The 25,036-nt window shown below is 64.0% G+C and carries 25 protein-coding genes and 1 tRNA gene; 6 read left to right on the top strand and 20 right to left on the bottom strand.

Annotated elements, in window-relative coordinates:
- Positions 1-69: 69 nt before the first annotated feature.
- Entirely contained in the window at positions 70-768 is a 699-nt protein-coding gene (locus tag MRY80_RS08705; RefSeq protein WP_293290098.1) for a fumarylacetoacetate hydrolase family protein, read from the bottom strand.
- Between the two features lie 134 nt (positions 769-902).
- On the opposite strand from MRY80_RS08705, the gene MRY80_RS08700 reads away from it, so the two are divergent.
- On the top strand, positions 903-1,382 hold the full coding sequence (locus tag MRY80_RS08700) for a MarR family transcriptional regulator (protein WP_293290096.1): 480 nt from the start codon (positions 903-905) through the stop codon (positions 1,380-1,382).
- A 60-nt stretch (positions 1,383-1,442) separates the two neighbouring features.
- Here the strand turns inward: MRY80_RS08700 and MRY80_RS08695 are convergent, their stop codons facing one another.
- On the bottom strand, positions 1,443-2,288 hold the full coding sequence (locus MRY80_RS08695) for a glycosyltransferase family 2 protein (protein ID WP_293290470.1): 846 nt from the start codon (positions 2,286-2,288) through the stop codon (positions 1,443-1,445).
- A 264-nt stretch (positions 2,289-2,552) separates the two neighbouring features.
- On the opposite strand from MRY80_RS08695, the gene MRY80_RS08690 reads away from it, so the two are divergent.
- Positions 2,553-3,401 (top strand): metallophosphoesterase, encoded by an 849-nt coding sequence (locus MRY80_RS08690; protein WP_293290094.1) that lies wholly within the window; start codon positions 2,553-2,555, stop codon positions 3,399-3,401.
- Between the two features lie 8 nt (positions 3,402-3,409).
- Here MRY80_RS08690 and MRY80_RS08685 read toward each other — a convergent pair whose 3' ends face one another.
- The 11 genes from MRY80_RS08685 to uraD all read right to left on the bottom strand — a co-directional run bounded on the left by MRY80_RS08685 (position 3,410) and on the right by uraD (position 14,528).
- Positions 3,410-4,276 (bottom strand): NAD(P)-dependent oxidoreductase, encoded by an 867-nt coding sequence (locus MRY80_RS08685; RefSeq protein ID WP_293290092.1) that lies wholly within the window; start codon positions 4,274-4,276, stop codon positions 3,410-3,412.
- A gap of 134 nt (positions 4,277-4,410) precedes the next feature.
- On the bottom strand, positions 4,411-6,375 hold the full coding sequence (locus MRY80_RS08680; RefSeq protein ID WP_293290090.1) for a TRAP transporter fused permease subunit: 1,965 nt from the start codon (positions 6,373-6,375) through the stop codon (positions 4,411-4,413).
- A 123-nt stretch (positions 6,376-6,498) separates the two neighbouring features.
- Positions 6,499-7,701 (bottom strand): TAXI family TRAP transporter solute-binding subunit, encoded by a 1,203-nt coding sequence (locus MRY80_RS08675; protein ID WP_293290088.1) that lies wholly within the window; start codon positions 7,699-7,701, stop codon positions 6,499-6,501.
- Positions 7,702-7,798: 97 nt separating this feature from the next.
- Positions 7,799-8,233 carry a DUF126 domain-containing protein gene (locus tag MRY80_RS08670; protein WP_293290062.1) on the bottom strand — a complete coding sequence of 145 codons (435 nt, stop codon included), beginning with the start codon at positions 8,231-8,233 and terminating at the stop codon, positions 7,799-7,801.
- Positions 8,230-9,504 (bottom strand): aconitase X catalytic domain-containing protein, encoded by a 1,275-nt coding sequence (locus MRY80_RS08665; RefSeq protein ID WP_293290060.1) that lies wholly within the window; start codon positions 9,502-9,504, stop codon positions 8,230-8,232. The genes MRY80_RS08670 and MRY80_RS08665 overlap by 4 nt, the downstream gene beginning before the upstream one ends.
- Positions 9,505-10,029: 525 nt before the next feature.
- A tRNA-Arg gene (locus MRY80_RS08660) sits at positions 10,030-10,106 on the bottom strand.
- Between the two features lie 362 nt (positions 10,107-10,468).
- The gene (locus MRY80_RS08655; protein WP_293290058.1) at positions 10,469-11,209 is read right to left on the bottom strand and encodes an aspartate/glutamate racemase family protein; all 741 of its coding nucleotides are present in this window, start codon (positions 11,207-11,209) and stop codon (positions 10,469-10,471) included.
- Positions 11,209-12,489 (bottom strand): TRAP transporter large permease, encoded by a 1,281-nt coding sequence (locus tag MRY80_RS08650; RefSeq protein ID WP_293290056.1) that lies wholly within the window; start codon positions 12,487-12,489, stop codon positions 11,209-11,211. The genes MRY80_RS08655 and MRY80_RS08650 overlap by 1 nt, the downstream gene beginning before the upstream one ends.
- Positions 12,486-12,971 (bottom strand): TRAP transporter small permease, encoded by a 486-nt coding sequence (locus tag MRY80_RS08645; protein WP_293290054.1) that lies wholly within the window; start codon positions 12,969-12,971, stop codon positions 12,486-12,488. Before MRY80_RS08645 ends, MRY80_RS08650 begins: the two co-directional genes overlap by 4 nt.
- Positions 12,972-12,975: 4 nt before the next feature.
- A complete protein-coding gene (locus MRY80_RS08640) occupies positions 12,976-13,965 on the bottom strand; it encodes a DctP family TRAP transporter solute-binding subunit (RefSeq protein ID WP_293290052.1) in 990 nt (329 codons plus the stop codon).
- Positions 13,962-14,528 (bottom strand): 2-oxo-4-hydroxy-4-carboxy-5-ureidoimidazoline decarboxylase, encoded by a 567-nt coding sequence (uraD, locus tag MRY80_RS08635; protein WP_293290050.1) that lies wholly within the window; start codon positions 14,526-14,528, stop codon positions 13,962-13,964. The genes MRY80_RS08640 and uraD overlap by 4 nt, the downstream gene beginning before the upstream one ends.
- Before the next feature lie 121 nt (positions 14,529-14,649).
- On the opposite strand from uraD, the gene MRY80_RS08630 reads away from it, so the two are divergent.
- Positions 14,650-15,585, top strand: coding sequence for a LysR family transcriptional regulator (locus tag MRY80_RS08630; RefSeq protein WP_293290049.1), 936 nt, complete (start codon positions 14,650-14,652; stop codon positions 15,583-15,585).
- A gap of 281 nt (positions 15,586-15,866) precedes the next feature.
- Here MRY80_RS08630 and MRY80_RS08625 read toward each other — a convergent pair whose 3' ends face one another.
- From MRY80_RS08625 to MRY80_RS08595, 7 genes are read right to left on the bottom strand one after another with little or no spacing between them, the layout of a single operon-like run.
- Positions 15,867-16,898, bottom strand: coding sequence for an ABC transporter ATP-binding protein (locus MRY80_RS08625; protein ID WP_293290047.1), 1,032 nt, complete (start codon positions 16,896-16,898; stop codon positions 15,867-15,869).
- 31 nt (positions 16,899-16,929) lie between these two features.
- Positions 16,930-17,772: a carbohydrate ABC transporter permease gene (locus tag MRY80_RS08620; RefSeq protein ID WP_293290045.1), complete on the bottom strand. Its 843-nt coding sequence runs from the start codon at positions 17,770-17,772 to the stop codon at positions 16,930-16,932.
- Positions 17,769-18,671, bottom strand: coding sequence for a sugar ABC transporter permease (locus MRY80_RS08615; RefSeq protein ID WP_346433393.1), 903 nt, complete (start codon positions 18,669-18,671; stop codon positions 17,769-17,771). Before MRY80_RS08615 ends, MRY80_RS08620 begins: the two co-directional genes overlap by 4 nt.
- Before the next feature lie 40 nt (positions 18,672-18,711).
- The gene (locus MRY80_RS08610) at positions 18,712-19,959 is read right to left on the bottom strand and encodes a sugar ABC transporter substrate-binding protein (RefSeq protein ID WP_293290041.1); all 1,248 of its coding nucleotides are present in this window, start codon (positions 19,957-19,959) and stop codon (positions 18,712-18,714) included.
- 32 nt (positions 19,960-19,991) lie between these two features.
- Positions 19,992-20,897, bottom strand: a complete 906-nt coding sequence (locus MRY80_RS08605) for an SMP-30/gluconolactonase/LRE family protein (protein WP_293290039.1) — start codon at positions 20,895-20,897, stop codon at positions 19,992-19,994.
- Positions 20,894-21,688 carry an SDR family oxidoreductase gene (locus MRY80_RS08600; protein WP_293290037.1) on the bottom strand — a complete coding sequence of 265 codons (795 nt, stop codon included), beginning with the start codon at positions 21,686-21,688 and terminating at the stop codon, positions 20,894-20,896. Before MRY80_RS08600 ends, MRY80_RS08605 begins: the two co-directional genes overlap by 4 nt.
- On the bottom strand, positions 21,685-22,449 hold the full coding sequence (locus MRY80_RS08595) for a FadR/GntR family transcriptional regulator (protein WP_293290035.1): 765 nt from the start codon (positions 22,447-22,449) through the stop codon (positions 21,685-21,687). Before MRY80_RS08595 ends, MRY80_RS08600 begins: the two co-directional genes overlap by 4 nt.
- 122 nt (positions 22,450-22,571) lie before the next feature.
- Here MRY80_RS08595 and MRY80_RS08590 point away from each other — a divergent pair, with 122 nt between their 5' ends.
- From MRY80_RS08590 to MRY80_RS08580, 3 genes are read left to right on the top strand one after another with little or no spacing between them, the layout of a single operon-like run.
- The gene (locus MRY80_RS08590; protein WP_293290033.1) at positions 22,572-23,714 is read left to right on the top strand and encodes a mandelate racemase/muconate lactonizing enzyme family protein; all 1,143 of its coding nucleotides are present in this window, start codon (positions 22,572-22,574) and stop codon (positions 23,712-23,714) included.
- Between the two features lie 60 nt (positions 23,715-23,774).
- On the top strand, positions 23,775-24,641 hold the full coding sequence (locus tag MRY80_RS08585; protein WP_293290468.1) for a DUF6772 family protein: 867 nt from the start codon (positions 23,775-23,777) through the stop codon (positions 24,639-24,641).
- Complete coding sequence (locus tag MRY80_RS08580; RefSeq protein WP_293290031.1) at positions 24,641-24,976, top strand: hypothetical protein; 336 nt, start codon at positions 24,641-24,643, stop codon at positions 24,974-24,976. Before MRY80_RS08585 ends, MRY80_RS08580 begins: the two co-directional genes overlap by 1 nt.
- The last annotated feature ends 60 nt before the right edge of the window (positions 24,977-25,036 follow it).

The following is a 25,036-nucleotide window of genomic DNA, read 5'->3' as shown; positions in this document are numbered from 1 at the left end:
AATTCTTACGAAAATCGCCAGTTCTTGTAACACAAAGTCGAAAGTGCCCTCCAAACGCCCCGCGACCGGCTAGTCCGGGTCGCCGATCTGCAGCGCGATGTCCTCGAGCCCGTCGATCTGGCCGACCAAGCGATCGCCCGCGACGACCGGCCCGACACCGGCCGGCGTCCCGGTCATGATCAGGTCGCCCGGCTTAAGATGGTAGAAGCCGGAGAGGTGGCTGACGATCTCCTCCGCCTTCCAGACCATGTCGGACAGAAGCGCGTCCTGCCTGACCTCGCCATTGACCTCCAGGCGGATGCGCTGCGGCCCGATTGCGCCCATTTCGCCGGCCTTCGTGATCGGCGCGACGACGGCGGAGTTCTCGACATCCTTGCCGAGATCCCACGGCCGCTGCTTGACGCGCTCCGAAATCTGCAGGTCGCGGCGTGTCATGTCGAGGCCGCAGGCATAGCCGTAGATCGCCGCCATGGCCTCGTCCTTGGCGGCCTTGAACACCGGCTTGCCGATGGCGAGCACCAGTTCGAGCTCGTAATGGAAGTCCTCGGTTCCCGGCGGATAGGCGACGGTCGCGCCCGACGGCGTCACGGCGAAGACGGACTTGGTGAAATAGAACGGCTTCTCGCGATCGACCTCGTGGCCCATCTCGGCGGCATGGGCCGCGTAGTTGCGCCCGACGCAGAAGACGCGCCGCACCGGAAAGGCCGCCGTTTCGCCACGGACCGCGACGACCGGCAGTTCCGGCGCGTCGAACAGAAGAGCGCTCATGCCTCACCCGTGCTTTCGCTGCCTGCCGACACGGCGACAGATCCCCGACCGCCCGTGATTGCGATGCTTGTCAACATGAAACCATCCCAAATAAGATCGCGCTTCAATGGCGCAATCACCCGGTAATGCACGAAATGCCTGAAGTCCATGAGATGCCCGGCCATCTGATCCGGCGATTGAACCAGATTTCCGTGTCGGTCTTCTCCGAACGCATGGGCCAGGAGGGATACGACCTCACCCCGGTTCAGTTCGCGGCGATGAGCGTCCTGAAGCTCGATCCCGGCATCGACCAGGCGACGCTGGCCGGTTCGATCGCCTATGACCGGGCGACGATCGGCGGCGTCCTCGACCGGCTGCAGCACAAGGGCCTGATCGAACGGACCGTCAGCCGGCACGACCGGCGGGCCCGCGCGCTGCGGCTCACCGCGCAGGGGGAGAGCGTGCTCGACGCCGTCACGCCGGTGGTCCGCGACCTGCAAGGGGACATTCTCGCCGGTTTGACGCCGGCCGAACAGGACCAGTTCCTGGCCCTCGCCCGGAAGGCGACCGAGGCCGGCAACACGCTGTCGCGCGCGCCGCTGGTCAATCGCGGCAAGCGCGACGCCGACGCGTGACGCCGCCCCGGATCGGGCATCCGGACCGGCACGAAACGGCACTGTTGGCGAATATGGCGTCTAACTTTGCGTGTCGCTCTGGCCGGACACGATGCCCCATTCGGTCCAGCGCGCGCCCTGCGACTTGCCGACCTTGCGGATGCGGTTGTTGCTGCCCCAGCTCGCCTTGGTGGCATAGGGGCGCTCGTGCCACTGGTGCACGAGGATGGCGTCGTAGCGCACGCTTCTGCCGCGGACGCCGTTGTGCTCCAGCCGCTCGCCCAGTTCGCGGTCCAAACCCCCGTAGGCCATGCGTTCGTCGAAGCCGTTGACGGCCAGGATGTCGCGTTTCCAGGCCGAGGCGTTGTGGCCGTTGAAGGTCGCCGCCGTCGGATTGAAACGCCGCAGCATCTGCTGCACGACGCGGTTCTGGTTGACCTTGCCGAAGCGCCGCTTCCGCTCCCGCCGCCCCGCCAGCCACGCCGGATCGAAGAGCTGCTGCTCGCGGATCATCGCGGCCGAGATCCCCTCGCTCGCCTCTTTCGAAAGATATTCGACACCGCCCGACAAGAACCCCCCCGCACCCGCCCCCGACGCATGGGTGCTGACGAAATCCTTGCGCGGAATGCAGTCGCCGTCGGTGAAGATCAGATAGTCGCCCTCGGCCGCCTCGATGGCCCGGTTGAGGATGATCGTCTTTCGAAACCCGTCATCCTCGTGCCAGCAATGCTTGACCGGAATCCGCGAACGCTCCGCGAATCGCGTGATGACATCACGCGTCTCGGCGGTCGAACCATCATCGGCGATCACGATCTCGAACTCGCCGCTCTCCTGGCAGTCGAACCCCTCGAGGGAGTTCTCCAGCCAATGCGGAGCGTTGTAGGTCGAGATGATGACACTTACCCTGTGCGGATACGCAGGAACCACCAAAGCGCGTTATTCCCCTCGCAAGGTATGATCGTTTGTCGTTGTCGTTGCAGACATTATAAAAACTTGCCTTTGAGTAATCAATCGACGTGTCGCGCGGCGTTTTGTCGATAAGATCTCGGGCGTCCTGTATCCCGCGATAGGCCGCGCTGCAGAACCACAAAGTCCGTTCCGGCATGCGAAGCGCAATGTCGCTGCACGCGTGTCATGGCCATGACAAGCTGAAATTCTATGCCACCGCAAATCTCAACGCCGGGCCAGAGCATGAAGATCGTCCACATCTCCGACATCCACCTTCATCCGTGGCCGATTCTCGATCTCGAACCGATCGCGAACTTCCGTGCCTGCCTCGCGCATGTTGAGGAACACCAGGGCGACGCCGACCGGGTCATCATCACGGGTGATCTGACCCATCACGGCCTCGCCGAAAGCTACACTCTGCTGCAAGAAATGCTCAAGGATTGTTCGCTGACCGGAGTACAGGCCCCGCGCCTGCTGATCGGCAATCATGACAGCCGCGAGAATTTCGCCGCCGCCTTTCCCGCCGCCCGGCGCGATGACAACGGCTTCATCCAGTGGACCGAGGAAACCCCGGTAGGGACATTCATCTACATGGACACTGTCCTTCAAGGCGAGCATGGCGGTTCCTATTGCGCCGAGCGCCGCGAATGGCTGGAGGTAGCGCTCGATCGCTCTCGGACGAGCGGCCGGCACGCCTGGCTGTTCATGCACCACAACCCGACCGCCGTGCACGTCGCCAATGCCGACCAGATCGGCATCCCTGAGGAAGCCGAACTCAAGGCGCTGTTGTCGCGCTACCGCGACACGATCCGCCACATGTTCTTCGGCCATTGCCACTACACGCTAAGCGGATCGATCTGCGGCATTCCGTTCTCCGCGCCCCGCTCGACCAACCATGTCTGCTGGCCGGACTTCACCGGCAACGCCAACCGCATGGGCCACGGCGAACTGCAGCCCAACTACAACGTTTGCTTTCTGAATGACGATGACGTGGTCATCCACACGATCGACTTCCTCGACCAGCACAAGGTCATGTGGGACGAAACGACGGGTGATGGCTGGATCGCCGAAACCTGCCTGCCAGTGGCATAGGGCCCAGCTTAAGAGAGAGCCAGCAATTCCGGCACGAGCAGCTCGCCCTGCCCGGCCTCCGTTGGCTGCTCATAATACCGGGCCAGCGCCTGCGCCACGTCAGCGGGCAGGCCCAGCGACCGCGCCATCTCTCCAAAATAGCGCATGTCCTTTGCGGCGTTGGCAATCGAGAAGTTCAGGCCGGAATTGTCGCCATCCGTAATCGCGGGTGCAAGGCGATCGAGCACCACGCCGCGGCCGCCGCCCTGCTCAAGCACGTCGCAGAAGACCTCGGTCACGACACCACTCTCCCGCGCCGCGATCGCGGCCTCGATCAGCACGACCGAAAACCCGAGTGACACGAAATTGTGCAGAAGCTTCATAGCGTGGCCGCTGCCCGTGTCGCCGGCATGAACGATGTTCTCTGCGAAACTCTCCAGCATCGGCTTGTGTGCTTCCAGCAGCGCTGCGTCGCCGCCAACGATCAAGTTCAGCCGGCCCTGCGCGGCCTCTTTCGGCGTTCGGGTCATCGGCGCGTCGAGAAACGAACCGCCCGCTTCTTGCACACGCCGCGCCATCGCCCGCGTCGTCTCCGGCAGCGAAGTCGAGCAATCGACAACCAGAGCGCCCGGTCGCAGTCCCTCCAGAACGCCGTCGGGCCCAGTCAGCACCGCTTCCACCTCCGGCGCACCCGTGACAACCAGAATAATGACGTCGCAGGCCGCTGCGACGTCTGCAGCACAGTCCTTGCTCATCGCGCCGAGCGCCCGCAAATCATCGGTCGGCTGGTTGCCAGGATGGTCGAGAAAGACCAAGGGAAATTCGGCCTTGAGCAAGTTGAGCGCGATTCCGTGCCCCATCCGTCCCACGCCAATCAGGCCGACCGTCCGCATCATTCGTCCTCCCTTTCGCTCGTCATCCCGGATACGATCCGGAACGCGAAGGGAAACACCTAGCGCGATTTCGAAGGATGCGACAGGGCTCGGAACACAAGACCGGGACACCAGACGGCGTCCCGGAATTGGCTGATTCAGGCCGCGGCCGGCGCCTTGCGCACGCTCGGTCCCGCTGCCGGCACAAGCACGGCGGCAACCGCGATGGCCAGTCCGACGCCGGTGCTGATCCATTCGGGGAATCCGATCAGCAGCCCTGCGACGAAGATGAAGGGCCGCGGCCACCAACGCAGCTTGCCACGATACGGCAATTGGCCTTCCGAAGCGGCCGCGATCAGCACCACCGCAATCACGTTCAGCACCGTCCAGACAACGGTCAGGTAGATCGGCCCCTGGAAGATCAGGGCCGGCTCGAACAGGAAGAAGATCGGCAGGAAGTAGAGCACGACCCCCAGCCTGGCCGCGTGCATACTGGTGTGGAGCGCGTCCGATCCGCTGATGCGCGAGGCGAGGAAGGCCGCCAACGCCACCGGTGGGGTGATCGCGGCGAGCGAGGCGTAGTAGGCGATGAACATGTGGATCGCCAGCGTGTTCAGGCCCGCGATCTGCTCCAACGCCGGAGCCAGCGTCAGCGCCAGCATCAGATAGGCGGCGACGATCATGCCGAGCATGCCGAAGATGATGCAGACGCCGATGCCGATCGCCAGCACCGGGACGACATTGTCGCCACCCATGCGCACGAGGCTGGCGGCGATCACCGGCGCCACGCCGGTGGCCATCAGGCCGCCGAGGATGAAGCTGGTGGGCAGCAGAAGACCCATCGTCTGGCTGAGCAACTTGGAGATCTGATAGAAGAGATCCGGTATCTTGCGGATGCTCAGGCGCAGTTTCGGATGCAGCGTCGTCAGCACCAGCAGAAGCGCGGAGGCGTAGAACGGCGTCAGCCGCTCCCAGCGCATGATCACAAGGCCCCAGACCAGGAAGCCGAGGACGATCAGGAAGGGCCAGCCGTCCTTGAGGACCTGACCGATTCTCGGCAGGTCTTCGCGCTTCATGCCTTCGATGTCGTTGCGCAGCGCGAAGCCGTGCACATGCATGTAGAGGCCGAAATAATAGAGCACCGCGGGAATGACCGCCGCCAGCACGATGGTGCCGTAGGAGATGCCCGTGAAGTCGGCCATGATGAAGGCCACCGCGCCCATCACCGGCGGCATGATCATGCCGCCCGTCGAGGCGCAGGCCTCCAGCGCGCCGGCGTAATGGGGCGGAAAGCCCGCTCGCTTCATCGCCGGGATGGTCACCGAGCCCGTGCCGACCACGTTGGAGAAGATGCTGCCCGACAGCGACCCGAAGAACCCCGACGCCAGCACCGACACCTTGGCCGGACCGCCGCGCGCGGTGCCCATCATCGCAAGGGCGAGGTTGAGGAAGAAGTCGGCTGCGCCGGTCGCCACCATGAGCGCGGCAAGCACGAGAAACCCGATCAGCGTCTCGGCGACAACCCGGGTGACGACGCCGAGCATTGCGTCATTGGAGAACACGTTGAACGCGACGGTGCGGGCAAACGAGGTCGGCGGACCCCACAGGATGCCCGGCATGTAGAAGGCGTAGATCGGATAGAGCGACAGGACGAGGACGATCGCCAGGAAGATGAGGCCGCCCGAGCGCCGCGCGCCTTCCAGAATCATGACGAAGAGCCCGACGGCCACCCAGAGCTGCCAGACTTCCTTGACCGGCACCCAGGTGCCGAACACGAGCTGGCGCGAGAAATAGGCCATGATGAGCGAGAGGACGACGATGGCGATGGCCGGCGCGTAGCTCGCCCAGGTCACGCCCTTTTCGCCCTTCCAGGCCGGCAGCAGCAGATAGACCACGGGCAGGAACGCGGCCATGAGCAGGAAATAGTAGGTCAGGTCGAGCAGCGGAAAGATGGAGAAGATGTAGCCGATGGCCATCACGACGCCGCCCGCGGACGCCAGGATCACGAGGGTGCGCACCCATAACGGCATCGATTCCCAACGGTCCTCTGAAGGATCGCGCATGTCCTCCGGAACGACGTCCGGGTTCGGTTCCGCTGCAGAATGAGTAGTGTCGACGTTCATGCTCGTATCCTCGGGCGTTCCGGCCCGTCTCGGTGTGTCTTGAGATCCGTTCGTCGCCTGGGTGCACCCGCGCGAGGGGAGTGCTCGCGCGGGTGCAGGCGTCAAAGCGAACGCTGTGCGGACTTAGAGGTCGCCCACCATGTTCGCGTAGGATTTGGTGACGCCGGCATCGGCCTTCATCTTGTCCCACAGCGCCTTGAACTCGTCGCTCTCCGGTGAGACCTTGATGCCCTGGGCATCGGCCTCGGCCAGCGTCGCCTGCCACAGCGCCACGCGTTCGGTGGCAAGGCTCACGAGAGCGTCCTGGCGCGCCTGGTGCGCGTCGGTCCAGATGCCCTTTTCCTTCAGGTACTTGATCGCGCCGTCATGCAGCGGCTGCAGGGCACCGGCGTCGATGAAGGTCTTCAGGCTCTCCACGCTCATCATCTTGGCGTGCTGGTAGTCGTCCTTGAAGTCCTCGTAATGCTCGTCGAGCCACTTGAGGACGTTGTAGACGAACTCCGGATCCTGGTCGGCGCGCACATGGTTGGCCTGGAAGGCGTGGTCCATGTAGATGCCGAGCGAGCTCTTCGTGCCGGCCGTGATCGTCGCCGGGATGTAGCCGACGGCCTTGGCGCGGTAGCGGGCGAACGCCTCCGGATCCTCTTCCTTCTTGGGCAGCGGCAGCCAGGTGATGCCGCCCGGCGTGGCTTCGGCTTCGTAGCTGGTGCCCGAGATCGGCGAGGTGAAGGCGACTTCGGCGCGGCCCTCGGTGACGACCGCGGTGTTGGCGCCGTAGTTGCTGGTCTCGATCTTGTTCACGTCGTCGGACGTCATGTCGCTATAGGCGAGCAGCGCTTCCATGCCGCCGGCGAGGAAGGACGAGGACGCGGTATAGGCGACGGTGGTGTCCTTGTTGATGTCGGTGAAGCTCTTCACCTTGCCGTCGCCGCGGACGATGTAGCCCCACGGGGTGATCAGGTTCATGGTCGCCACGCGCGTGTCGGAGGGACCGCCCTCGCGGGTCATGAAGCCTTCGACGGCGTCCATCTGGTCGAAATATTCCGACGCCTGCATCAGCGAGATGTCGCCTTCGCCGGTGTTCAGCCACTCCGGACGGGCATAGCCGTTCGGCGCCGGCTTGATGGCGACGCGGATGCCGGTCTGCGCGGTGAATTCGGTGGTCCATGCCACGGCCAGCGAATGGTTCGCCGAGCCGACGATCGGCGTGATGACGGTGAAATAGGACGGCCACTTGTAGTCGTCGGCCGATACGCCGCCGATGCCGGCGGAAACGCCGAGAGCCAGCGCCGAGCCCATGACGAGCCTTCTGGTGAGTTTGTGCATGTCTTCTCCTCCTTGGTAACCGTGGAAGGCGCCTCCACCTTCCGCTTGTTCGGCGGCGCCCTGACCGCAGGGCTTCACCGCCATCGTGATGCTGCCTCTACGCCTTGGTGATCGTCACGACCCCCGCATCGGCGTCGACTTCGACGAAATCTCCCGTTTCGATGAGATCGAACACGTCGCCATCGAGATCCGTGATCGCCGGAACGCGCGTGACCACCGCGCCGAGCGCGATCTTGGTCGTCATCCGCGTGAAGATCATCGCCGCCGGGGCGACGTCGTTCAGCCGGCACATGTGAAAGAAGGCAGACCAGCCCGAAGACCCCTTGGCGCCGGGAAAGACCAGCACCTTGCCCGCGAAGCTGACGCCGTTCAATTCGTGGCGCAGTTCGATGACCGAGCCCTCGCGCTCGTTGATCCCGCCCCAGCCGGAGATCGTCTGCGTGGTCACCAGGGCTTCGGCCGCAGCCTTGCCGCCGACGACCTTGCGGCCCTTCAGGGTGATGATGCGCGGTTTGGCCTGCGCGTCGCTCATTGCACCACTCCCAGCCATTCGCCCGCGATCGCCGAATTGACGCATTGCTCGACCGATCCGAACCAGCCCTGCACCTTGGCGATCGCCGGCAGGTAATGCGCCTGCTTGGCGGAATCCGTGGCGATCACGCGGACGCCCTGCGGCAGGCGGCGCGAAATCGAGGGGCATGTGTCGCTCATCACCACGCCGCCGGCGGCCTCGATGATCTCGCTGAACCCCGAACGGTCGGCGATCTGGCGGATGGCGCGCGGCGTGTGCACCCAAAGCGCCGTGTCCGCATGGATCCGCTTGCCCTCGAGCAGTTCTGCGATCAGCGCCATCTGGTCGATCGAATTGTGCGGGCAGCCGAGCATGACGAAGTCGAGCTTGCGGTCGCTGGCGTTCTGCAGCCGCTCCCAGGTCCGCTTGCGCTCGGCGGCACCGTAGACGATCGGCTCGGGCCGGGCGTTCGGCCCGAAGGCGGCGTCCAGCGTCGGCGCTTCCGGCGTGACGCCAGGCATGTGATAGAGTTCGACACCGCCGGAAGAGGCGGCGGCCGCGCCGAAATGCTTAAGCTTCACCAGCGACGGCTGATGCGAAAGCCCCTCGAAGGCAGGGATGTCCTCCTCGACCGCGAAGCCGGTGAAATAGCCGAGCACGCCCCAGTCGGCCATGTCGTCGACCTCGGCTTCGACGCGGACCAGGTGTTGCGCGAACCGATTCTCCGGCAGATGCAGGCCCCAATAGGGGATACGCCCGGTCAGCGCCGCGGCGCCCGTGCTTTCCTTGCCCTCGACATTGGTGCGGGCGCCAAGAACCGAGTTGGCGTAGATGACGGCCGAGGATTCCATCCAGGCGCAGTGTTCGCCGCGCACCGGCACATTGCCGACCTGGTAGGGCGTGCAGGTGCACATCATGTTGATGCCGCGGCGCCCGAGATAGCGCTCGGACCGCTTCTGCAGGTCGGCCAGATCGGGATCGACGCCCTGCGTCGCGAAATTGTCGTTGTCGATGCCGGTGATCAGCTGGCACGTCGGCACGGCGACATGCGGGATCTCGACCGTCTCGTCGCTGTCGAGATTGAGCTCGGAATAGACCCGGTCGAAACCGTCCTCTGCGATATGGCGCACCGACGGCGTTGACGCGTTGAAGGCGCCCGCGACATTGCGCGTCTCCACCAGCCGCTCCGCGCCGAGCGCCTCGCCATAGCGCACGAGCAAGTCCATGGCGCGCGCCACGGCCGCACCTTTCGATCCGTCAAACATCGCCTGTTCGGCGTCGGTCAGTCGCATGGGCCTCCTCCCATGTTCCGCCCCTCCTTGGCGGGGGCGGTTGCTTCGCCGATGGCGAAGACCCACGATGTATACACGAGGGCCCCTATACCTTAACGGATATTGCTGTCATGAAAACCGAAAATATCGGGTTTTCGGCTGTCGCCCCGGCGGAAAATCGCGAAATCGGATTTCCTATAAACTGTTGTTTTTATTGATGCTTTTTCGCAAAATTCACGGCATCTTTCGCGCTACGCGAAGCAACTTCGTGCAAATTGGAAAAGCCGACAAAGTTGTACACCTTCGTACCAGCGAAGCCCCTCTGACCGCCTTCTCCTGACCTTGATTGACCCCAAATTTCCCCTGCAAGCGACGCCCGTCACTGCGCGATCCTACGCCTTGATCGCCCCCTGAGGAACCGGTGCCAGCTTCCCAAGCGGAAGACACGCCGAGCAGGACGCGCGGCAGGGCACTGCAAGGCCGGTATCCGGCACCGTTGAAACCGAACAGCGGGAAGCCCGCTCATCTTGTCGAGGATGTGAAAGCTGGCGCACCCGACAGGATTCGAACCTGTGACCTCTGCCTTCGGAGGGCAGCGCTCTATCCAGCTGAGCTACGGGTGCTTGAGGCGTCGAGCCAAAGCCCGGCCTTGATAGCCGAGCAGGCCTCAACCTTCAATCGGGAATTTGCGCGGGGGACGTTGGGCGAGGGAGGCTATGTCGAATCTTGCCGGGCGAGGCGGCCAGATTGTGCCGAGAGCCTCGGCAGCGCGCCTTGGCGACGCTCTCGGCCAGGTGGGGGCTCAAAGGGATCATGGACTCTCACGGCGCAAGGCACGCGGGGGGAAGCGGCCTTAGATAGCCGGCGCCTGGCCGAAAACGGTATGTCAGGTGACCGGGCAACCGAGGTCAAACCTGCCGCAAACCGTTCGCGACTGGGCCGGCAGAACGAATTTCATCCTTCCACGAATGAGAATTCCGAACGGCTATTCGGCGCGCGCGATCCATGCGGCGAGTGCGCCTGGCAGGCCCGTGCTTTCCTTGGCGGGCGGACGGGCGAAGCTTCCGGCATTCGACCCCTTTGGCCGGAGACGGCATAGTCCGTAGGCTTGCATCGCGGCCGCCTGAACCGGATCGAGCAGGATTGCGGGAACATCTTCCGCGATGTCCCCTGCCAGCCCGGCAATGGGAGCGCCCGCGAGGATGACGACATCCGCTTCCCGGGCGGCACGGTTGCAGGTCTCCACGAGCGGTGCGCGCATGTCTTCGGCCACCGTGGCAATTTCCCCGAAAGACGCGTCAGGCGTGAAGGTCCCGGCAAAGCGTTTTTCCAGCCCGACACGGGTCACCTGTTCGCCGTACCAGGCGACCAGGGCCGGCGCGAATGTCACCAGGGCAAAGCGTTCGCCAAGCGAAAGCGCCGTGAGCATCGCCGCTTCGGACATCCCGGTCACCGGTTTGTCGAACAATTCGCGCGCCGCGGTCAGACCCGGGTCGCCGAATGCCGCGATCACGGCCGCATCGTATTCGCCCTGCAGGCTCGCGAGCATGGCCAGCGCCTCCGCGCCGGCGATCTGCGCTTCCGCTCGCGACGAGATATAGGGAAAGCCTATGGTAGCTGTTGCGCGGATGATTTGCGCATCATCGGGCAGGACGCGCGCGGCGGAGGCCGCCAGCCGATCGGTCAGGGCCTGCGTCGTGTTCGGATTGAGGATCAGCAGTTTCATCAGTATCCGAGACTTTCCGGCAACCAGGTGACCAGCCCCGGGAATAGCATGCAAAGCAGCAGCACGGCATACATGGCGGCGATGAATGGCCAGCTTTCCCGCACCAATTCGCCCATCTTGACGCCCGTGACGCCGCAAACGACGAACAGCACCACGCCGACCGGCGGCGTGAGCATGCCGATGACGAGATTGAGCACGAACAGGAAGCCGAAATGCAGCGGATCGATGCCGAACTGCAGCGCGATCGGATGGAACAGCGGGACCAGCATGATGTAGGCGGCATTCGATTCGAGAAACATGCCGACCACGAGAAGCATGATCGCGATCAGGCAGAGGAAGACGAACGGGCTGTCGGTCATGCCCTGCATGATGCCGGCCAGCTTCATCGGCAATAGGTCGATCGTGAACAGGAATGTCACGGTCGAGGCGAAGGCGATCATCGCGCCGACCAGCGCCGATGTCTTCGCGGCGCCCAGCAGGACCTCCGGCAGATCGGCCACCTTGAGCTTTCGGGTTACTGCGAAGCCCAGAAACAGAGCGTAGCAGACACCGACCGCCGCGCCTTCCGTCGGCGTGAAGATGCCGGCGACGATCCCGCCGATCACGATCACCGGCATCAGGAACACCACGAAATTGCGACGCGTCTCGCGCCAGATATTTGCAAGCGTGATCGGGTGACCGGCGAGCGGATAGTCGCGCTTCCAGGCGATCAGCCAGCACAGCACCATGAAGGTCACGAAGAGTATCAAGCCGGGAATGACGCCGGACATGAACATGCCCCCGACCGACACCGACGATCCGGCCATGAAGGCATAGACGATCATGGCGCCCGACGGCGGAATGATCGGACCGAGATTGGCCGAGGCCGCGACGATCCCGGTCGAGAAGCCCAGCCCGTATTGCTGGCGCAGCGACGGCACGAGCGTCGAGGCAAGCGCCGACGCGTCCGCCACCGCCGCTCCGGAGACAGAGGCCAATCCCGCGCCCGAGACTATGGTCACCTGCGCAAGGCCGCCGCGAACCCTGCCGATGAAGGCGTTCGCGAAGTCGATCAGCCGGTCCATGATCCCGCCCTTGAGCATCAACTCGCCCGCGATCATGAAAAGCGGGATCGACATCAGCGGGAAGGAGTTGACCGAGTTCAGAAGGCGCGGCGCCAGGATGGAAAGATCAAAGTCCGCGAGCCAGAGACCGGCCAGGGCCGAAACGCCGAGCGAGAACGCGAGCGGCATTCCAAGGAATGCGAGCACCATGAAAGTGACGATGACGAAAAGGCTCATTTCCCCGACTCCACCGGAAACACGCCCATATGGGCGAGATGCAGCGCGGAATGCAGCGCGCCGGCGATGATGGGAAAGAAGAAGATGCTTGAGGTGACATCGATAGCGCCGAGGCGCTCGGACCATGTCAATTGCGCGACCAAGACCGACGTGTAGAACACGACCAGCATCATTCCGGCGGCAAGCAGGCTCATCGCCCGCCCGGAAATCCGGCGTAGCTTGGGTGGAAAACGTTCCACGAGCAATTCGATGCCCACATGCGTGCCGTCGCGGATGCCGAGCGGTATCGCCAGGAAGATCGTCCAGACGAATGCGAGCCGGCTGACCTCGTCGGCCCAGTCGAAAGAGCCGTTGAACACGTAGCGCATGACCACCTGCGCGGAGACGACGACCACCATCAGCGCCGCACAGGATATCACGAGGATGCGCGCGCCTTGATCGGCGCGCGCGAGGACCTGCGAGAAGATGCGGTCGAGCAGCATCGGACTACATGCCGAGCTTTTCGATCTCGCTGTCAAGCAGCGTGACCAGGTCCGGATCGAGGCGGCTCTTCGTCTCCGCGGCGACATTGGCGGTCTTGTCGCGGAGCGCGGCGGCAAGTTCCGGGGAAACCTCGGTATAGGTCATGCCCTTGTCGACGAGTTGGCCGAGGCCGGCCGCGTCCTGCTCGGCGGCAAGTTCGCGCTGGAACGCAACCGCGGTCGCCATTGCTTCCTTGATCATCGCCTGCTTGTCCGCATCGAGACCGTCGAACCACTTCTTGTTGGCGGCAACCGAGATGAAGTCAAAGAAATGTCCGGTGTTGGAAACGTATTTCTGGACCTCGGCATAGCCCGCGACGTTGATGATCGCGAAGGGATTTTCCTGGCCGTCGATGACGCCTTGTTCGAGCGCCGAGTAGAGCTCCTTCACATCCATGGCCACTGGATTGGCGCCAAGGGCCCGGAAGGTCGCGAGATGCGTCTCGTTCGGCTGGAGGCGGATCTTGAGGCCCGCAATATCCTCGATCTTTTCGATCGGGCGGACATTGTTGGTCAATTGGCGGAAACCGAGCTCCATGTAGCCCATGGAGGTCATGCCCTCATCGGCGAGTTCCGCGTCGAGTGCCGAACCGACCGGACCGTCAACGATAGCGAAGGCCTGCTCGCGATCCTTGAACTGGAACGGGAGGCCAATGATCTCGAGGCCGGGCACCGTGCGGGTCAGATAGGCGGTGCCCACCCACATCATCTCGACCCCGCCGATCTTCACGGCCTGCACGTTTTCGGCCGCGCCGCCGAGCTGCTGTGCGGGGAAGATGTTGACGTCAATCTCGCCACCGGAGAGGCGCTCGAGTTCCTCCTCGAATTTCACCATGGCGAGCGACGAGGAATGTTCGGTTGCGAAATTGCCTGCGACGCGGATCGTTTCGGCCTGCGCGGCCATCGTGCTGAATGCGATGGCGGTTGATGCGGCAAGTGCGAGAATGGTTTTCATGACAGTTGCTCCTGGTTCACGGGTTCCTGCTTGGGGGAGGGTTTCGGGTCTGGCTCAAAGGCTTGGCGGGTCCGCGACAGTATCACCGACGAAATCTCGGCAAGTGTCGCGGTATGCTCCTCGATCGCCGTGGAGGAGAGGCGGCGTTCGAAGATTTCGAACAGCGTTCCAAGGTCGGTAACGCGGTGAAGGGCTATGACAAAGGGATGGCCGAACCGGGTGCGGTAGGCCGAGTTCATGGACTTCAGGCGCGCCGCGTCGGCCGGCGTGAGGCTGAGAAGGCCGAGGCGCGCCTGTTCGCTGACCGATGCATCCGTCATGCTGCCTTCCTCGGCCTCACGTCCGGCGAGTTCGGGATGTGCCCTGAACAGCTCCAGCTGTTTCTCGCGCCCGGAAGCGAGGATCAGATCGACCAGCGCCATGGCGAGTTCCGCGCTGTCGGCGAAGGGCCGCTCATCGGCTGCCATCGCCGCGACCCAGGCCGAACGTTCCACGAGGGGCTCCAGCATGGAGATCGCCACGTTTCGCGACACGGAGTTCAGTTTCTGGAGTGCGGAATTCATCGGGTCGGTGGGCCCTGTCTGCCTGGTTTCGGTCTTGGTGCCTCGAGGCTACCCCCATGGGGACATTGCAATCCATGATATTATGGACAACAAATCATTCTGATAATTGGAATGGATCGCCATGGCGCTTCACCTCGTTCCCCGCGGCCTGCAATATGTCGAGGCCGTATCCGAGCACGGCTCGATTCAGGCCGCATCGCGCGCCATCGGCATCGCGGCCTCGGCGATCGATCGCCAGATCAAGCTCTTGGAAGACAGGCTCGGCGTGCTGCTTTTCGACCGCACTACCACGGGCATGTCGCTGTCGCCGGTCGGCGAGATGTTCATCGTGCTCGCGCGACGTTGGCGCGCCGACGAGAACCGCATCTGGTCCGATGTCAAACAGATGCAGGGTGTCAATCTCGGCCATATCCGGCTGGTCACGATGGACAGCCTGGTCAACAGCCTTCTGCCGGACTTCCTGCATCATGTCGCGGAGGTCTATCCGAAAGTGCGCATCGACATCGAGATCGCGACACCGGACGATGCGCTGGCCGCACTCTTCGCGGACGAGACGGACATGGTTCTCGCCTTCAATCTGCGACCGCAGCGCGATGTCCATGTCATTTGGAACGAGTGCCTTCCGTTGCACTGCGTCGCTGCGCCCGGTCACCCGCTTGCCGCGTACGACGAGGTGAACCTGTCGATGGTGCGCGACCACGCCATCGCTGTTCAAAGTCCGGCGCTTGCCATCCGTCGAATGCTAGAGGCGCGTCACGGCTGGATATTCTCCGAGAACCGCGCGCCGGTGGTCACCAACTCGCTGCAATTGTTGAAGCAGATGGTCGTTTCGGGCAGCCACGTCGCGTTGACATCGGAACTCGACACGGCCCGCGAACTGCTCGAGGGCAGCCTCGTCGCCATCCCTGTCACCGGTCAGAACATCATGCCGCAGAGCATTTCGCTCGGCATCAGCTCACGGCGCGCGCTGCCCCGCATCGCCATGAAAGTCGCCGATCTCCTCGCCGGAGACGTCGCGGATCTGCTGTCGAGGGTCCGGTCGCGTGACGACGCATGAACAAACCGGCGGACGCCAGGGCCGGCAATCATTGCCAACCGCGGCATCATCAAGCCGAGGACGTTTCGGAGAGCAGCGCTCTATCCGACCGAGCTAAGGGGTGCCTGAGGCGTCAAGCGATGATCCGGCGTCGATAACCGAACGATCCGCAACCTTCACTCGGGAGTCTTGCGCAAGCGGCTTCTGGCAGATTCGAAGCCTGTCGCGTGCCCCCGGAATGTGCCGGTTGTCGCGATCCAGACCGACCGCATGCGTCGTAACCTGCTGCCACCCTGACCGTGTCACGCCTGCGCCTGCACGCGCCGGCCATTTTCGTCGAAGAAGTGCAGATTTTCCGGGTCGATCGCGAGGCCGATGCGATTGCCGGGTTCCGGCGCTTCGCCGTTTCTCACCACCAACGCCGTTTCGCCCGTCTCGAGGGCTACATGCAGCATGGAGGCGGAGCCGGTATATTCGCTGACCGATACCTCTCCGGTGGTAAATCCCGTGTCCGGTGGCACAATCTCAAGATGCTCCGGGCGCAGGCCGACCCTGGTCGCGCCCGCCGGCGCGGTGACCGGCAAGCCGCCAGCATGGCTCCCGAGATCAAGGATGTTCATGCGGGGACTGCCGATGAATTGGGCGACGAAGAGATTGTCCGGTCGGGTGTAGAGTTCGCGCGGGGAGCCAACCTGTTCGATCAGGCCGTCGCGCAGAACCACGATCCTGTCGGCAAGGGTCATCGCCTCGATCTGGTCGTGGGTGACGTAGATCATCGTGTTGCCAAGCCGGTTGTGCAGCGCCGCGATCTCCGAGCGCATGTGCACCCGCAGTTCCGCATCCAGATTGGACAGCGGTTCGTCGAACAGGAAGATTTCCGGATCGCCGACGATGGCGCGGCCGATGGCGACGCGCTGGCGCTGGCCGCCCGAGAGTTCGCGCGGATAGCGATCCAGCAGACCGTCGAGCTTCAGCGTGTCGGAGGCCTCCCGGACCCGCCTTTCGCGCTCCTCGCCACCGACACGCCTGACCTTCAGGCCGAAGGCCATGTTCTCGCGCACGGTCAGATGCGGATAGAGCGCGTAGCTCTGGAACACCATGGCGACGCCGCGTTTGGCGGCTTGGACCTCGTTCATGCGCCGCTCGCCGATGAAGAGATCGCCGGAGGAAATGTACTCGAGACCGGAGATCATGCGCAGCAAGGTCGACTTACCGCATCCGGACGGGCCGACGAAGACGACGAACTCGCCGTCATTGATTTCGAGGTCGACACCCTTGATGACCTGGGCGGCGCCGAAGGATTTGCGGATGTCGTTCAGGCGAAGGCTGGTCATGGGCGGCCCTGGAAAAGTGTCATTGCGGTGTTCATCCCTTCACGCCCGACATTGCGAAGCTCTCGATGATTTGCCGCTGCGCGATCAGATAGACGATCAGGATCGGCACCACGGCGAGCGAGGTCGCGGCAAGCTGGAGGTGCCACAGCGGCGCGCCGTAGGGATCCGTGAAGTTCGACAGCGCCAGCGGAAGGGTGAAGTTGTTCAGGCTGGACAGGAAGACGAGGGGCTCGAGGAACAGGTTCCACGAGAACAGGAACGTGATGATGGCGACGGCCGCGAGCGCCGGGCGCGACATCGGGAGGGCGATCCTCCACCAGATGCCGACCCGCGACAGGCCGTCCATCCGCCCCGCCTCCTCAAGTTCCCTCGGCAAGGCCACGAAATACTGGCGCATCAGGAAGGTCGCCATCACGCCATGCGGGCCGAAGACCGGCAGGAGGACGAGCGGCACATGCGTGTCCATGACGCCGAGCCAGCGCATCAGGAAGAAGTTCGGGATGATCGTCACCTCCTCCGGGACCATCAGCGCCGAAACGAGAAAGAGCATGAGCAGTCCCGCGCCGGCGAAGCGCATGCGTGCAAGTGCATAGCCGGCCAGGGACGACAGGACGAGCGTCAGCCCCGTCACCAGGCAGGCGATGTAGAGCGAATTGAAATACTGGCGCGCAAAGGGCTGGTATTCGAACACCTCGACGAAATTGGACCATCGCCATGCGCGCGGGATGAGCGAGGGTTGCCCGAAGATTTCCGCTGCGCTCTTGAAGCCCGAGGAGACCATCCAGAGAAACGGAAACACGAAGGGCACTGCGAGGATGGCGAGCGAAAGCACCCACATGACTTGCTTGATACGGTCGAGCTGGCGCTGGGTCATGTGGCCCCCTTCTGGCGCAGGATGAGCTGCACGATCGTCAAGGCGAGGACGATGACGAACATGATCATGGCGAGCGCGGAGGCGTAGCCGACATTGAAGAACTCGAATGCCTGTTCGTAGATGTAGAAGGCGAGAACCAGGGTGCCGTTCTCCGGGCCGCCGCCTGTCATGAGGTAGATGTGGTCGAACACCTTGAAGGAACCGATCGAGGTGATGACCATGATGATCAGCGTCGTCGGAGCAAGGAGCGGCCATGTCACCATGCGGAAGACCTGCCAGCCCGACGCGCCCTCGAGGCGGGCCGCTTCCTCGTAGTCGCGAGGAATGGACTGCAGGGCGGCGATGTAGAGGATCATGTTCAGACCGACCATCTTGATGACGCGGGTGACGATGACCGCCGCCATCGCCCAGTCAGGCTCCCGAAGCCAGTTCGGTCCGTCGATGCCGACGACGGAGAGAAGCTGGTTGACGGTTCCCCCCTCGCCCTGGAGCAGAAACTTCCACACAATCGCCCAGGCGACGGCCGAGGTGATCACCGGCGCGAAGAAGACGGTTCGAAAGAAGACAACACCCTTGCGCGGCCGCGACAGCGCGATCGCAAGCGTCAGCGCGAGCGCCATGTTCATTGGAACGAGGCCGATCGCAAAGATCACCGAATTGCGGATGACATGCCAGAAATCCGGATTGACGGTCAGCGCGTCATGGAAGTTCGCGAGGCCGACGAAGATCTGTTCACCGGACAGGAGGTTCCATTCCGACATCGAATAGATCACGACCGCGATGAGCGGGCCGAGAAAGAAGACCAGGAAGCCAGCGAGCGTCGGGCTCACGAACAGCCACGCCTCGAGCGCCTCCCGGCGCTTCAGGGTAAGCCATGGCGCGCGCGATGCGCGCGCCATGGTCTTGCTATCGTCTGTTGCGGTCACGCGGAATGTCCGATCAGAGCTGCGGCTTGATCGCGTCGCAGATGGCGCCGATCGACGCGTTCACGTCGGCGTCGGCACGCCACAACGCGTCGAAGCGAGGCTTCTGGGCCGCGAGGATCTGCGGGGCCTTCTGGTGGCTCGGCAGCACCTTGCCGTTCTTGATCGCGGCGGCGACGTTCTTCATCTGCTCGGCAGGGATCAGCTTGTTGGCCTGGGTGAAGGCATCGCTGTCGAGCACCGAGGCGCGCGCCGGCGGGAAGAACTGCGCCATCACGGCGACATTCTCCTTGTTGGTCATCCAGGCGATGAAATCCTTGGCGAGATCGACATGCTGCGACTTCGAGAATACCACGAGACCGGCCTGACCGATCACCGGCGACTCGCCGCCCGGACCTGAAGGCAGCGGCGCGATACCCCAGTTGAAACCCGCATCGGGCATCTTCGAGGCGCGGGAGATCTGGTTGATCGTCATCGCCGACGCGCCGGAGAAATAGTCACCCTGCTCGCCCGGCGGGACGATGGACTTGTCGACGAACACCATGTCGTGGAGCGTCTGGATGGCCTCGACCGCCTCGGGCTTGTCGAAGCCACATTCGCCATTCGCCCAGGCATCGCCGCCGTTGGCGCGGATCGCGGGCATGACGGCGTGCATGATGCGGGTGTCGTAGCCCTGGCCGTCCTTGAACTCGAAGCCCCAGACGCGTTCACCCGGCTTGGTGAGCGCCATGGAGACCTCGCGGAACTTCGCCATGGTCCATTCGCCCTTTTCGGCCAGCGCCAGCGGATCCTCCAGTCCGGCGGCGTCGAACATGTCCTTGTTGTAGTAGATCATGAAGGGCGAGGTGGAGAACGGGACGCCGTAAATCTCGTCGTCCTTCTTCCAGAGGCCCATGGCGGGTTCGGAGAAATCTGCGAGATCGTAACCGTCGGTGCCTTCCAGTGTCGCCGTCAGCGGCGCGACGACGTTGGCCGCCACGAAGGCGGGCATGGAATCCTCGAACATCCAGCCAAGATCCGGCGGGTTTCCGCCCGCGAGCTGAAAGGTCAGCTTCTGGATGTAATCGCCCGCGGGGATCGTCTCGAACGTGACGGTCACGCCGTCATGGGTTGCCTCGAACCCATCGGCAATGCCTTTGAGCATGTTCAAATGCGCTTCATTGCCGGTCCACACGGTGAAGCGCAGATCCTCTGCGGACACGGCGGTCGAGGCAAGGCAGAGCGCCAAGGCCGATACGGTGATTTTCAACTTCAGACTGGTCATGGATATCCTCCCTGGATGTTTAGACTGGATCGTCAGGCGTCCAGCCGGGCAGGCGACCCGGCCGGAATTCTCGTCACATGCGGCTGTTCGAAGCCCCGCACCTCCGTCTCGATGGCGAGCACGGTGCCGGCCAGCGGTTCCGCCGCCACGTCGAGGCCGAGGCTCATTGTGGTGATGAAGAGCGTCGAGAGACCGTCTCCTCCAAACGCCGGCTTGGTGGGGCGGGAGACCGGCAACTCGACGGCCTGCATCTCCTTGCCGTCCGGATCGAGCCGGACGATGCAGCCGCCATCAATGGCGGCGAACCAGTAGCAACCCTCGGCGTCGACGGCGGCGCCGTCCGGGCGGCCACGGGACGGACGGTGAAACACCCGACGGTTGGAGAGCGTGCCGGAGGCGGTGTCGAAGTCGAAGGCCCAGATGGTGGCGACGTCCGCATGGCTGTCGGCCAGGTAGAAGGTCCGGCCGTCAGGCGAGATCGCCGTGCCGTTTTGAACGCGCAGGCCGGAGACGGCGCTAAGAATCCGGTCGCCGTCGAGGCAATAGAGGCCGCCGACAGGGTCGCGCGCCGAAGACGTGCTCATGGTTCCGGTCCAGAAGCGACCGGCCGCATCGACGACGCCGTCATTCATGCGCGTGCCTTCGGGCGCGCTTTCAATCCGCGCGATCGTCGAGACCTCGCCGGTCTCCGTGTCGAGGCGGTGCCAACCGTCCCCGGCCGCGACGATGACGGCGCCGTCCTGTGCCAGCGCCAGCGCGGACGGAGGAAACGGCATTGCGAAGGTCGTGACCGCTCCGGATTTCGCCTCGTAGCGACGAACCTCCCGCCCGGCGGCATCAACCCACCACAGGCAGCCGGCGCGCGTGTCCCAGAGAGGGCTCTCGCCGACCATGTGCCGAATGTCGCAGATCACGCGGATGTCGGCCCGGGCGCTCATGCGGCTTCTCCCGGCAAGGCTCCGGTCGCATCGCCGATGGTCCAGCCCCCGTCGACCGGTATGCTGGCGCCGGTCACGTAGGCGCCGGCCGCGCTGCAGAGCATCAGAACGGGCCCGACGCAATCTTCTGGCCGCCCCTGCCGGCCCGCGGGGATCTTCGCGACCACCGCCCGCAGGAATTCGGGATCGGCATAGCGCGCGGCATTCGCTTCGGTTTCGATCGCGCCCGGGGCGATGACGTTCATCGTCACACCGTCGCACGCAACCTCGCGGGCAATCGCCCTTATCGTGGTCAGCTGGGCAGATTTGAGCGACGCGTAGACGAGCGTTTCCGCGCGCGGACGGGACGCCATCACGCTGTTGGTCGCGACCACGCGGCCCCAGCCGCGCGCCTGCATTGCGGGCACGAATGCCTGTGCCAATGCGATCAGTGACGTGAAGTTGACGGCAACTTGGGCGTCGAGGCTGTCCTCGCCGAGCGCTGTCCAGGCGGACCGCATTTCAATCGCGGCGTTGGCGATCAGGATATCGACGGGACCACCACGGAGCGCCGCAGCGGCGAGCGCACCGACGGCGCTCCGATCGGCGAAATCCGCCTCAATGACGGAGACCTTGCGCCCCAGTCCGGCGATTTCGGCCCGCGCCGCCTCGGCGCCGGCGTGATCGCCCAGATGATGCAGAACGACGTCCGCGCCCTGGCCGGCGAGGCCGAGAGCGATCGCTCGCCCGATACCGGTGTTCGCGCCCGTGACGAGCGCCCTCCGGCCAGCAAGCGAGAAGATCCCGTTCACGGACGTCCGCCTCGGGATTCGAGTTCGTCGGCAACCTCGAGCGAAGCGATATCCGCCGCCGCGAAATGGATGTCGATCCGCCGCTCGGCATTGTCGGCGTCGCCTGCGGCGATGGCGTCATAGAGCGCCTGGTGGCGGTCGATGGTCGCCTGCCAGTCCGACCGGCTGCGGTTGGAGCGCTGCGAGAACAGTTCGGAGACCTCTCGCTGAACCGATCGCATGCCCTCCATCTGCACGCGGATCATGGAATTGCCCGTGGCGGTCGCCATGCCCATGTGGAACAGGATGTCGGCCTCGGTGAAGGCTGCCGGATCGCCGAGCCCCTCACGCATCTCTTCAAGGGCGCGCTCCATCGTCACCAGCCCCGCCTTGATCCGGCGCTCGGCGGCCAGCCGTGCGATGCCGGTCTCGATGACACGGCGCATCTCGTTCGCCTCCTGCAACCGCTTCAGGCTCGACCGGACGGCGTAGCCGTAAATCCTCTCCAGCGGCTCGCCATTCAGCGCCTTGGCGCGGGCGACCTTTCCCTGCTGCGTGGAGACGAGCCCGGCCGAAGTCAGCTGGCGCAACGCCTCGCGCGCGATCGGCTTGCTGACACCGAACTCCCGCGCGATCTCGCCTTCCGGCGGCAGCGGCTCTCCCGGCGCGATGCGCCCGTCGAAGAGCGCGGCGGCGATGGCGTCGGAAACGGAATCCGCCAGCTTGGACGGCGTCGCGAGCTTCGCGGAGAACATCGGCTTCTTCTCGGGCAGGTCGATCATCGGATTTCCTTTTCCGGCAGGCCTATCACATCGCTCAGCAACTTAGCAACTAAGTTTTTCAGTTGCTAAGTTATCGAGTTGCCCTGTATGAAAGATCGAACCGCAAACCAGGGAGACCGTTCGTGTCAGATGCCAACGCCGCCGGCGCCGATGTGAAAATTACCGACGTCATTGCCCATCCGCTGACGCAGACACTGCCGCGACCGACGGTCACCTCCTGGGGGCGATACAGCGAGGTTTCGATCGTTCTTGTCGAAATCCGCACGGATGCCGGCCATGTGGGCGTTGGCGAGACGCTCGCCCGCTTCTCGCCTCGCGCCTATGCCGACCTGATCGAGACGTCGCTCAAGCCACGACTGCTGGGGCAGAACCCGACCGACATCACGCAGCACTGGAAAACCATGCGCCGGGCGCTCTCGGGCCGCGCCGGCGGCATGCTGTTCGAGGCCATCGCCGGCATCGACATCGCCCTGTGGGACATTCTCGGCAAGATCGCCGGCCTGCCGATCTACCGCCTCCTCGGCGGCGTCGGACGCACGGAGGTTGCCGTTTATGCCGCTTCGGTGAATTGGGGAACGGACGAATTCATGGACGCCGAACTCGATCGCTATCTCGAGAAAGGCTTTCCGCGCGTCAAGATCAAGGTCGCCAATCCGGTTAGGGACGCCTGCCGGCGCATCGAGCGGCTGCGCAAGCGCGCAGGCGACGACATCGAACTGTGCGTCGACGCCAACTGGGCCTACACGCTGGAGGAGGCGATCGAGGTCGGCCGCGCATTGACCGCGAACGGCTATTTCTGGTTCGAGGAGCCGCTCAGGCCCGAGGACGAACAGGGATACGAGCAGTTGCATCGCCAGTGCGCGACCCCGCTTGCGGCCGGCGAAAGCAACTATACGCTTGATCAGGCGATGCGCCTCGTCTCCAACCGCACCCTCTCATACCTGCAGCCCGACGTGGCGCGCTCGGGCGGCATCAGCGAGACACGCCGCATGGCGGAATTCGCCGCCGCGCACGACGTATCCTATGCGCCGCATATCGGCATGTCGGGCATCGTCTGCGAGACGGCGAGCGTGCATCTGGCGGCCGCCATGCCGAACCTCCGCGCCATGGAATGCGAGACAGACGAGAGCCCGTTCAAGACGGCCATTACCGGTGCCGCGCCCGGCGCCGACCGGCAGAAGAACGGCCTGCTTCCCGTTCCGACCGGCCCCGGCCTCGGCATCGAGGTCGACTGGGATGCGGTCAAGAGCCTGCGCGTTCAGTAGGCCGAGACGGAGGAGATGACAGTGACCGACACGCCCACCGCGCGAGAACTGGCCGAAGCGATGCGCCTGGCAATGTTGCGGGCGGATCCGAAATTGAGCCGCTTCGACCCGCTGCCCCGCATCATCAGCCACGACGATTTCTCGCGCGGCCACTGCGGCTGGTCCCAGCTCGTCGGGAACTACGAGGACGATCTCGACACGATGCTGCCCGGCTACGCGCAGCACACCAGCGCGATGCTATCGACGCTCGGCCATTGGGACGCCGGCTCACATGGCGGCTACGACAGTTCCTATGCGCTCAAGATCGCGACGCGGCCGAAGACGGGCGCGCAGAACGTGGCGATCAAACGCCTCACCTTCCGCAAGCGCTGCCCGATCCGCTTCGAGGCCTATTTCACCTTCAAACCGGAGGCGACGGAACTGAAGCTCAGCGAGACCGATGTCCGCTCGGTCGGTTTCCTGTTCGACCTCCAGGGCGGAGACAGCGACGGCGATGCCGAGCGCGTCATGCCGCATCTCCGTTTCCTGAACGCGTTGGACGGCGAGCATGTCCAGAAGTGGCAGTTCAAGCGCGAAACGACGACGTTCAAGCCGATAGGCGCCACCGACAAGACACTCAGCCACTACCACCTTGCGCCGGACGGATGGGAGGACGTGCCGCACGGCGCGCAGCGGCTCTGCTACAACGAGATCCCGACAAAGATAAACTGGACGTATCTGCGCTTCGATTTCGACCTCGCCTCCATGCAGGCGCTGTCGTTCCAGTGCAACGACCGGGTGTTCGACATGTCCGGCTTCGATTCGATCCGCATCCCCGCCATGAAGAACCTCTGGTGCATGCTCAATTTCGCCTTCTTCGCGGAAGCCGATACGAACAAGCGGGCCTTTCTCTATGTCGATTCCGTCTGCGTCTCGGGGGATTTCTGATGCTTCCTGAAAACACCACGGCCATCGTCGCCCGCAACGAGACATGGACGGGCGAGGCCGCGACCGAGCCGCACGAGGCTGGCTGGGCGCGCGAGGCGGTCATCTTCGTGCGGGCATTGAAGCAGCCCACCGGACCGCAACCGAAGGCGCGGGTGGAAATTTCGCCCGACGGAATGCATTGGCTCGCCGAGGGCAGCGAATTCGACATGCCGACCGGCAAGGACGCCATCGCCTGCGCGCGCGTTTCCAACTTCGGAAACTGGCTGCGCGTCGCGGCAGACTTCCCCGGCGGCTCGCATTCGACCGTGCTGGTGACGATCCACCTGAAAGCCTAACGTCCGAGACGCCAGGCACTCATCTGCTCGACCTGCCCCCAGATGATCCCTCGTCACGAA

The organism is Oricola sp., assembly GCF_022763245.1.
In the GTDB taxonomy this organism is placed as follows: Bacteria; Pseudomonadota; Alphaproteobacteria; order Rhizobiales; family Rhizobiaceae; genus Oricola.
This window is presented reverse-complemented; position numbering and strand designations above follow the sequence as displayed.

Coding starts and splice junctions, on each gene's coding strand:
- MRY80_RS08690 (WP_293290094.1), top strand. CDS start 2,553: ATGAAGATCGTCCACATCTCCGACATCCACCTTCATCCGTGGCCGATT.
- MRY80_RS08580 (WP_293290031.1), top strand. CDS start 24,641: ATGCTTCCTGAAAACACCACGGCCATCGTCGCCCGCAACGAGACATGG.
- MRY80_RS08625 (WP_293290047.1), bottom strand. CDS start 16,898: ATGACCAGCCTTCGCCTGAACGACATCCGCAAATCCTTCGGCGCCGCC.
- MRY80_RS08615 (WP_346433393.1), bottom strand. CDS start 18,671: ATGGCGCGCGCATCGCGCGCGCCATGGCTTACCCTGAAGCGCCGGGAG.
- MRY80_RS08705 (WP_293290098.1), bottom strand. CDS start 768: ATGAGCGCTCTTCTGTTCGACGCGCCGGAACTGCCGGTCGTCGCGGTC.
- MRY80_RS08620 (WP_293290045.1), bottom strand. CDS start 17,772: ATGACCCAGCGCCAGCTCGACCGTATCAAGCAAGTCATGTGGGTGCTT.
- MRY80_RS08605 (WP_293290039.1), bottom strand. CDS start 20,897: ATGAGCGCCCGGGCCGACATCCGCGTGATCTGCGACATTCGGCACATG.
- MRY80_RS08685 (WP_293290092.1), bottom strand. CDS start 4,276: ATGATGCGGACGGTCGGCCTGATTGGCGTGGGACGGATGGGGCACGGA.
- MRY80_RS08640 (WP_293290052.1), bottom strand. CDS start 13,965: ATGAAAACCATTCTCGCACTTGCCGCATCAACCGCCATCGCATTCAGC.
- MRY80_RS08700 (WP_293290096.1), top strand. CDS start 903: ATGCCTGAAGTCCATGAGATGCCCGGCCATCTGATCCGGCGATTGAAC.
- uraD (WP_293290050.1), bottom strand. CDS start 14,528: ATGAATTCCGCACTCCAGAAACTGAACTCCGTGTCGCGAAACGTGGCG.
- MRY80_RS08610 (WP_293290041.1), bottom strand. CDS start 19,959: ATGACCAGTCTGAAGTTGAAAATCACCGTATCGGCCTTGGCGCTCTGC.
- MRY80_RS08585 (WP_293290468.1), top strand. CDS start 23,775: ATGCGCCTGGCAATGTTGCGGGCGGATCCGAAATTGAGCCGCTTCGAC.
- MRY80_RS08670 (WP_293290062.1), bottom strand. CDS start 8,233: ATGAGCGACGCGCAGGCCAAACCGCGCATCATCACCCTGAAGGGCCGC.
- MRY80_RS08645 (WP_293290054.1), bottom strand. CDS start 12,971: ATGCTGCTCGACCGCATCTTCTCGCAGGTCCTCGCGCGCGCCGATCAA.
- MRY80_RS08665 (WP_293290060.1), bottom strand. CDS start 9,504: ATGCGACTGACCGACGCCGAACAGGCGATGTTTGACGGATCGAAAGGT.
- MRY80_RS08595 (WP_293290035.1), bottom strand. CDS start 22,449: ATGATCGACCTGCCCGAGAAGAAGCCGATGTTCTCCGCGAAGCTCGCG.
- MRY80_RS08655 (WP_293290058.1), bottom strand. CDS start 11,209: ATGAAACTGCTGATCCTCAATCCGAACACGACGCAGGCCCTGACCGAT.
- MRY80_RS08650 (WP_293290056.1), bottom strand. CDS start 12,489: ATGAGCCTTTTCGTCATCGTCACTTTCATGGTGCTCGCATTCCTTGGA.
- MRY80_RS08630 (WP_293290049.1), top strand. CDS start 14,650: ATGGCGCTTCACCTCGTTCCCCGCGGCCTGCAATATGTCGAGGCCGTA.
- MRY80_RS08675 (WP_293290088.1), bottom strand. CDS start 7,701: ATGCACAAACTCACCAGAAGGCTCGTCATGGGCTCGGCGCTGGCTCTC.
- MRY80_RS08680 (WP_293290090.1), bottom strand. CDS start 6,375: ATGAACGTCGACACTACTCATTCTGCAGCGGAACCGAACCCGGACGTC.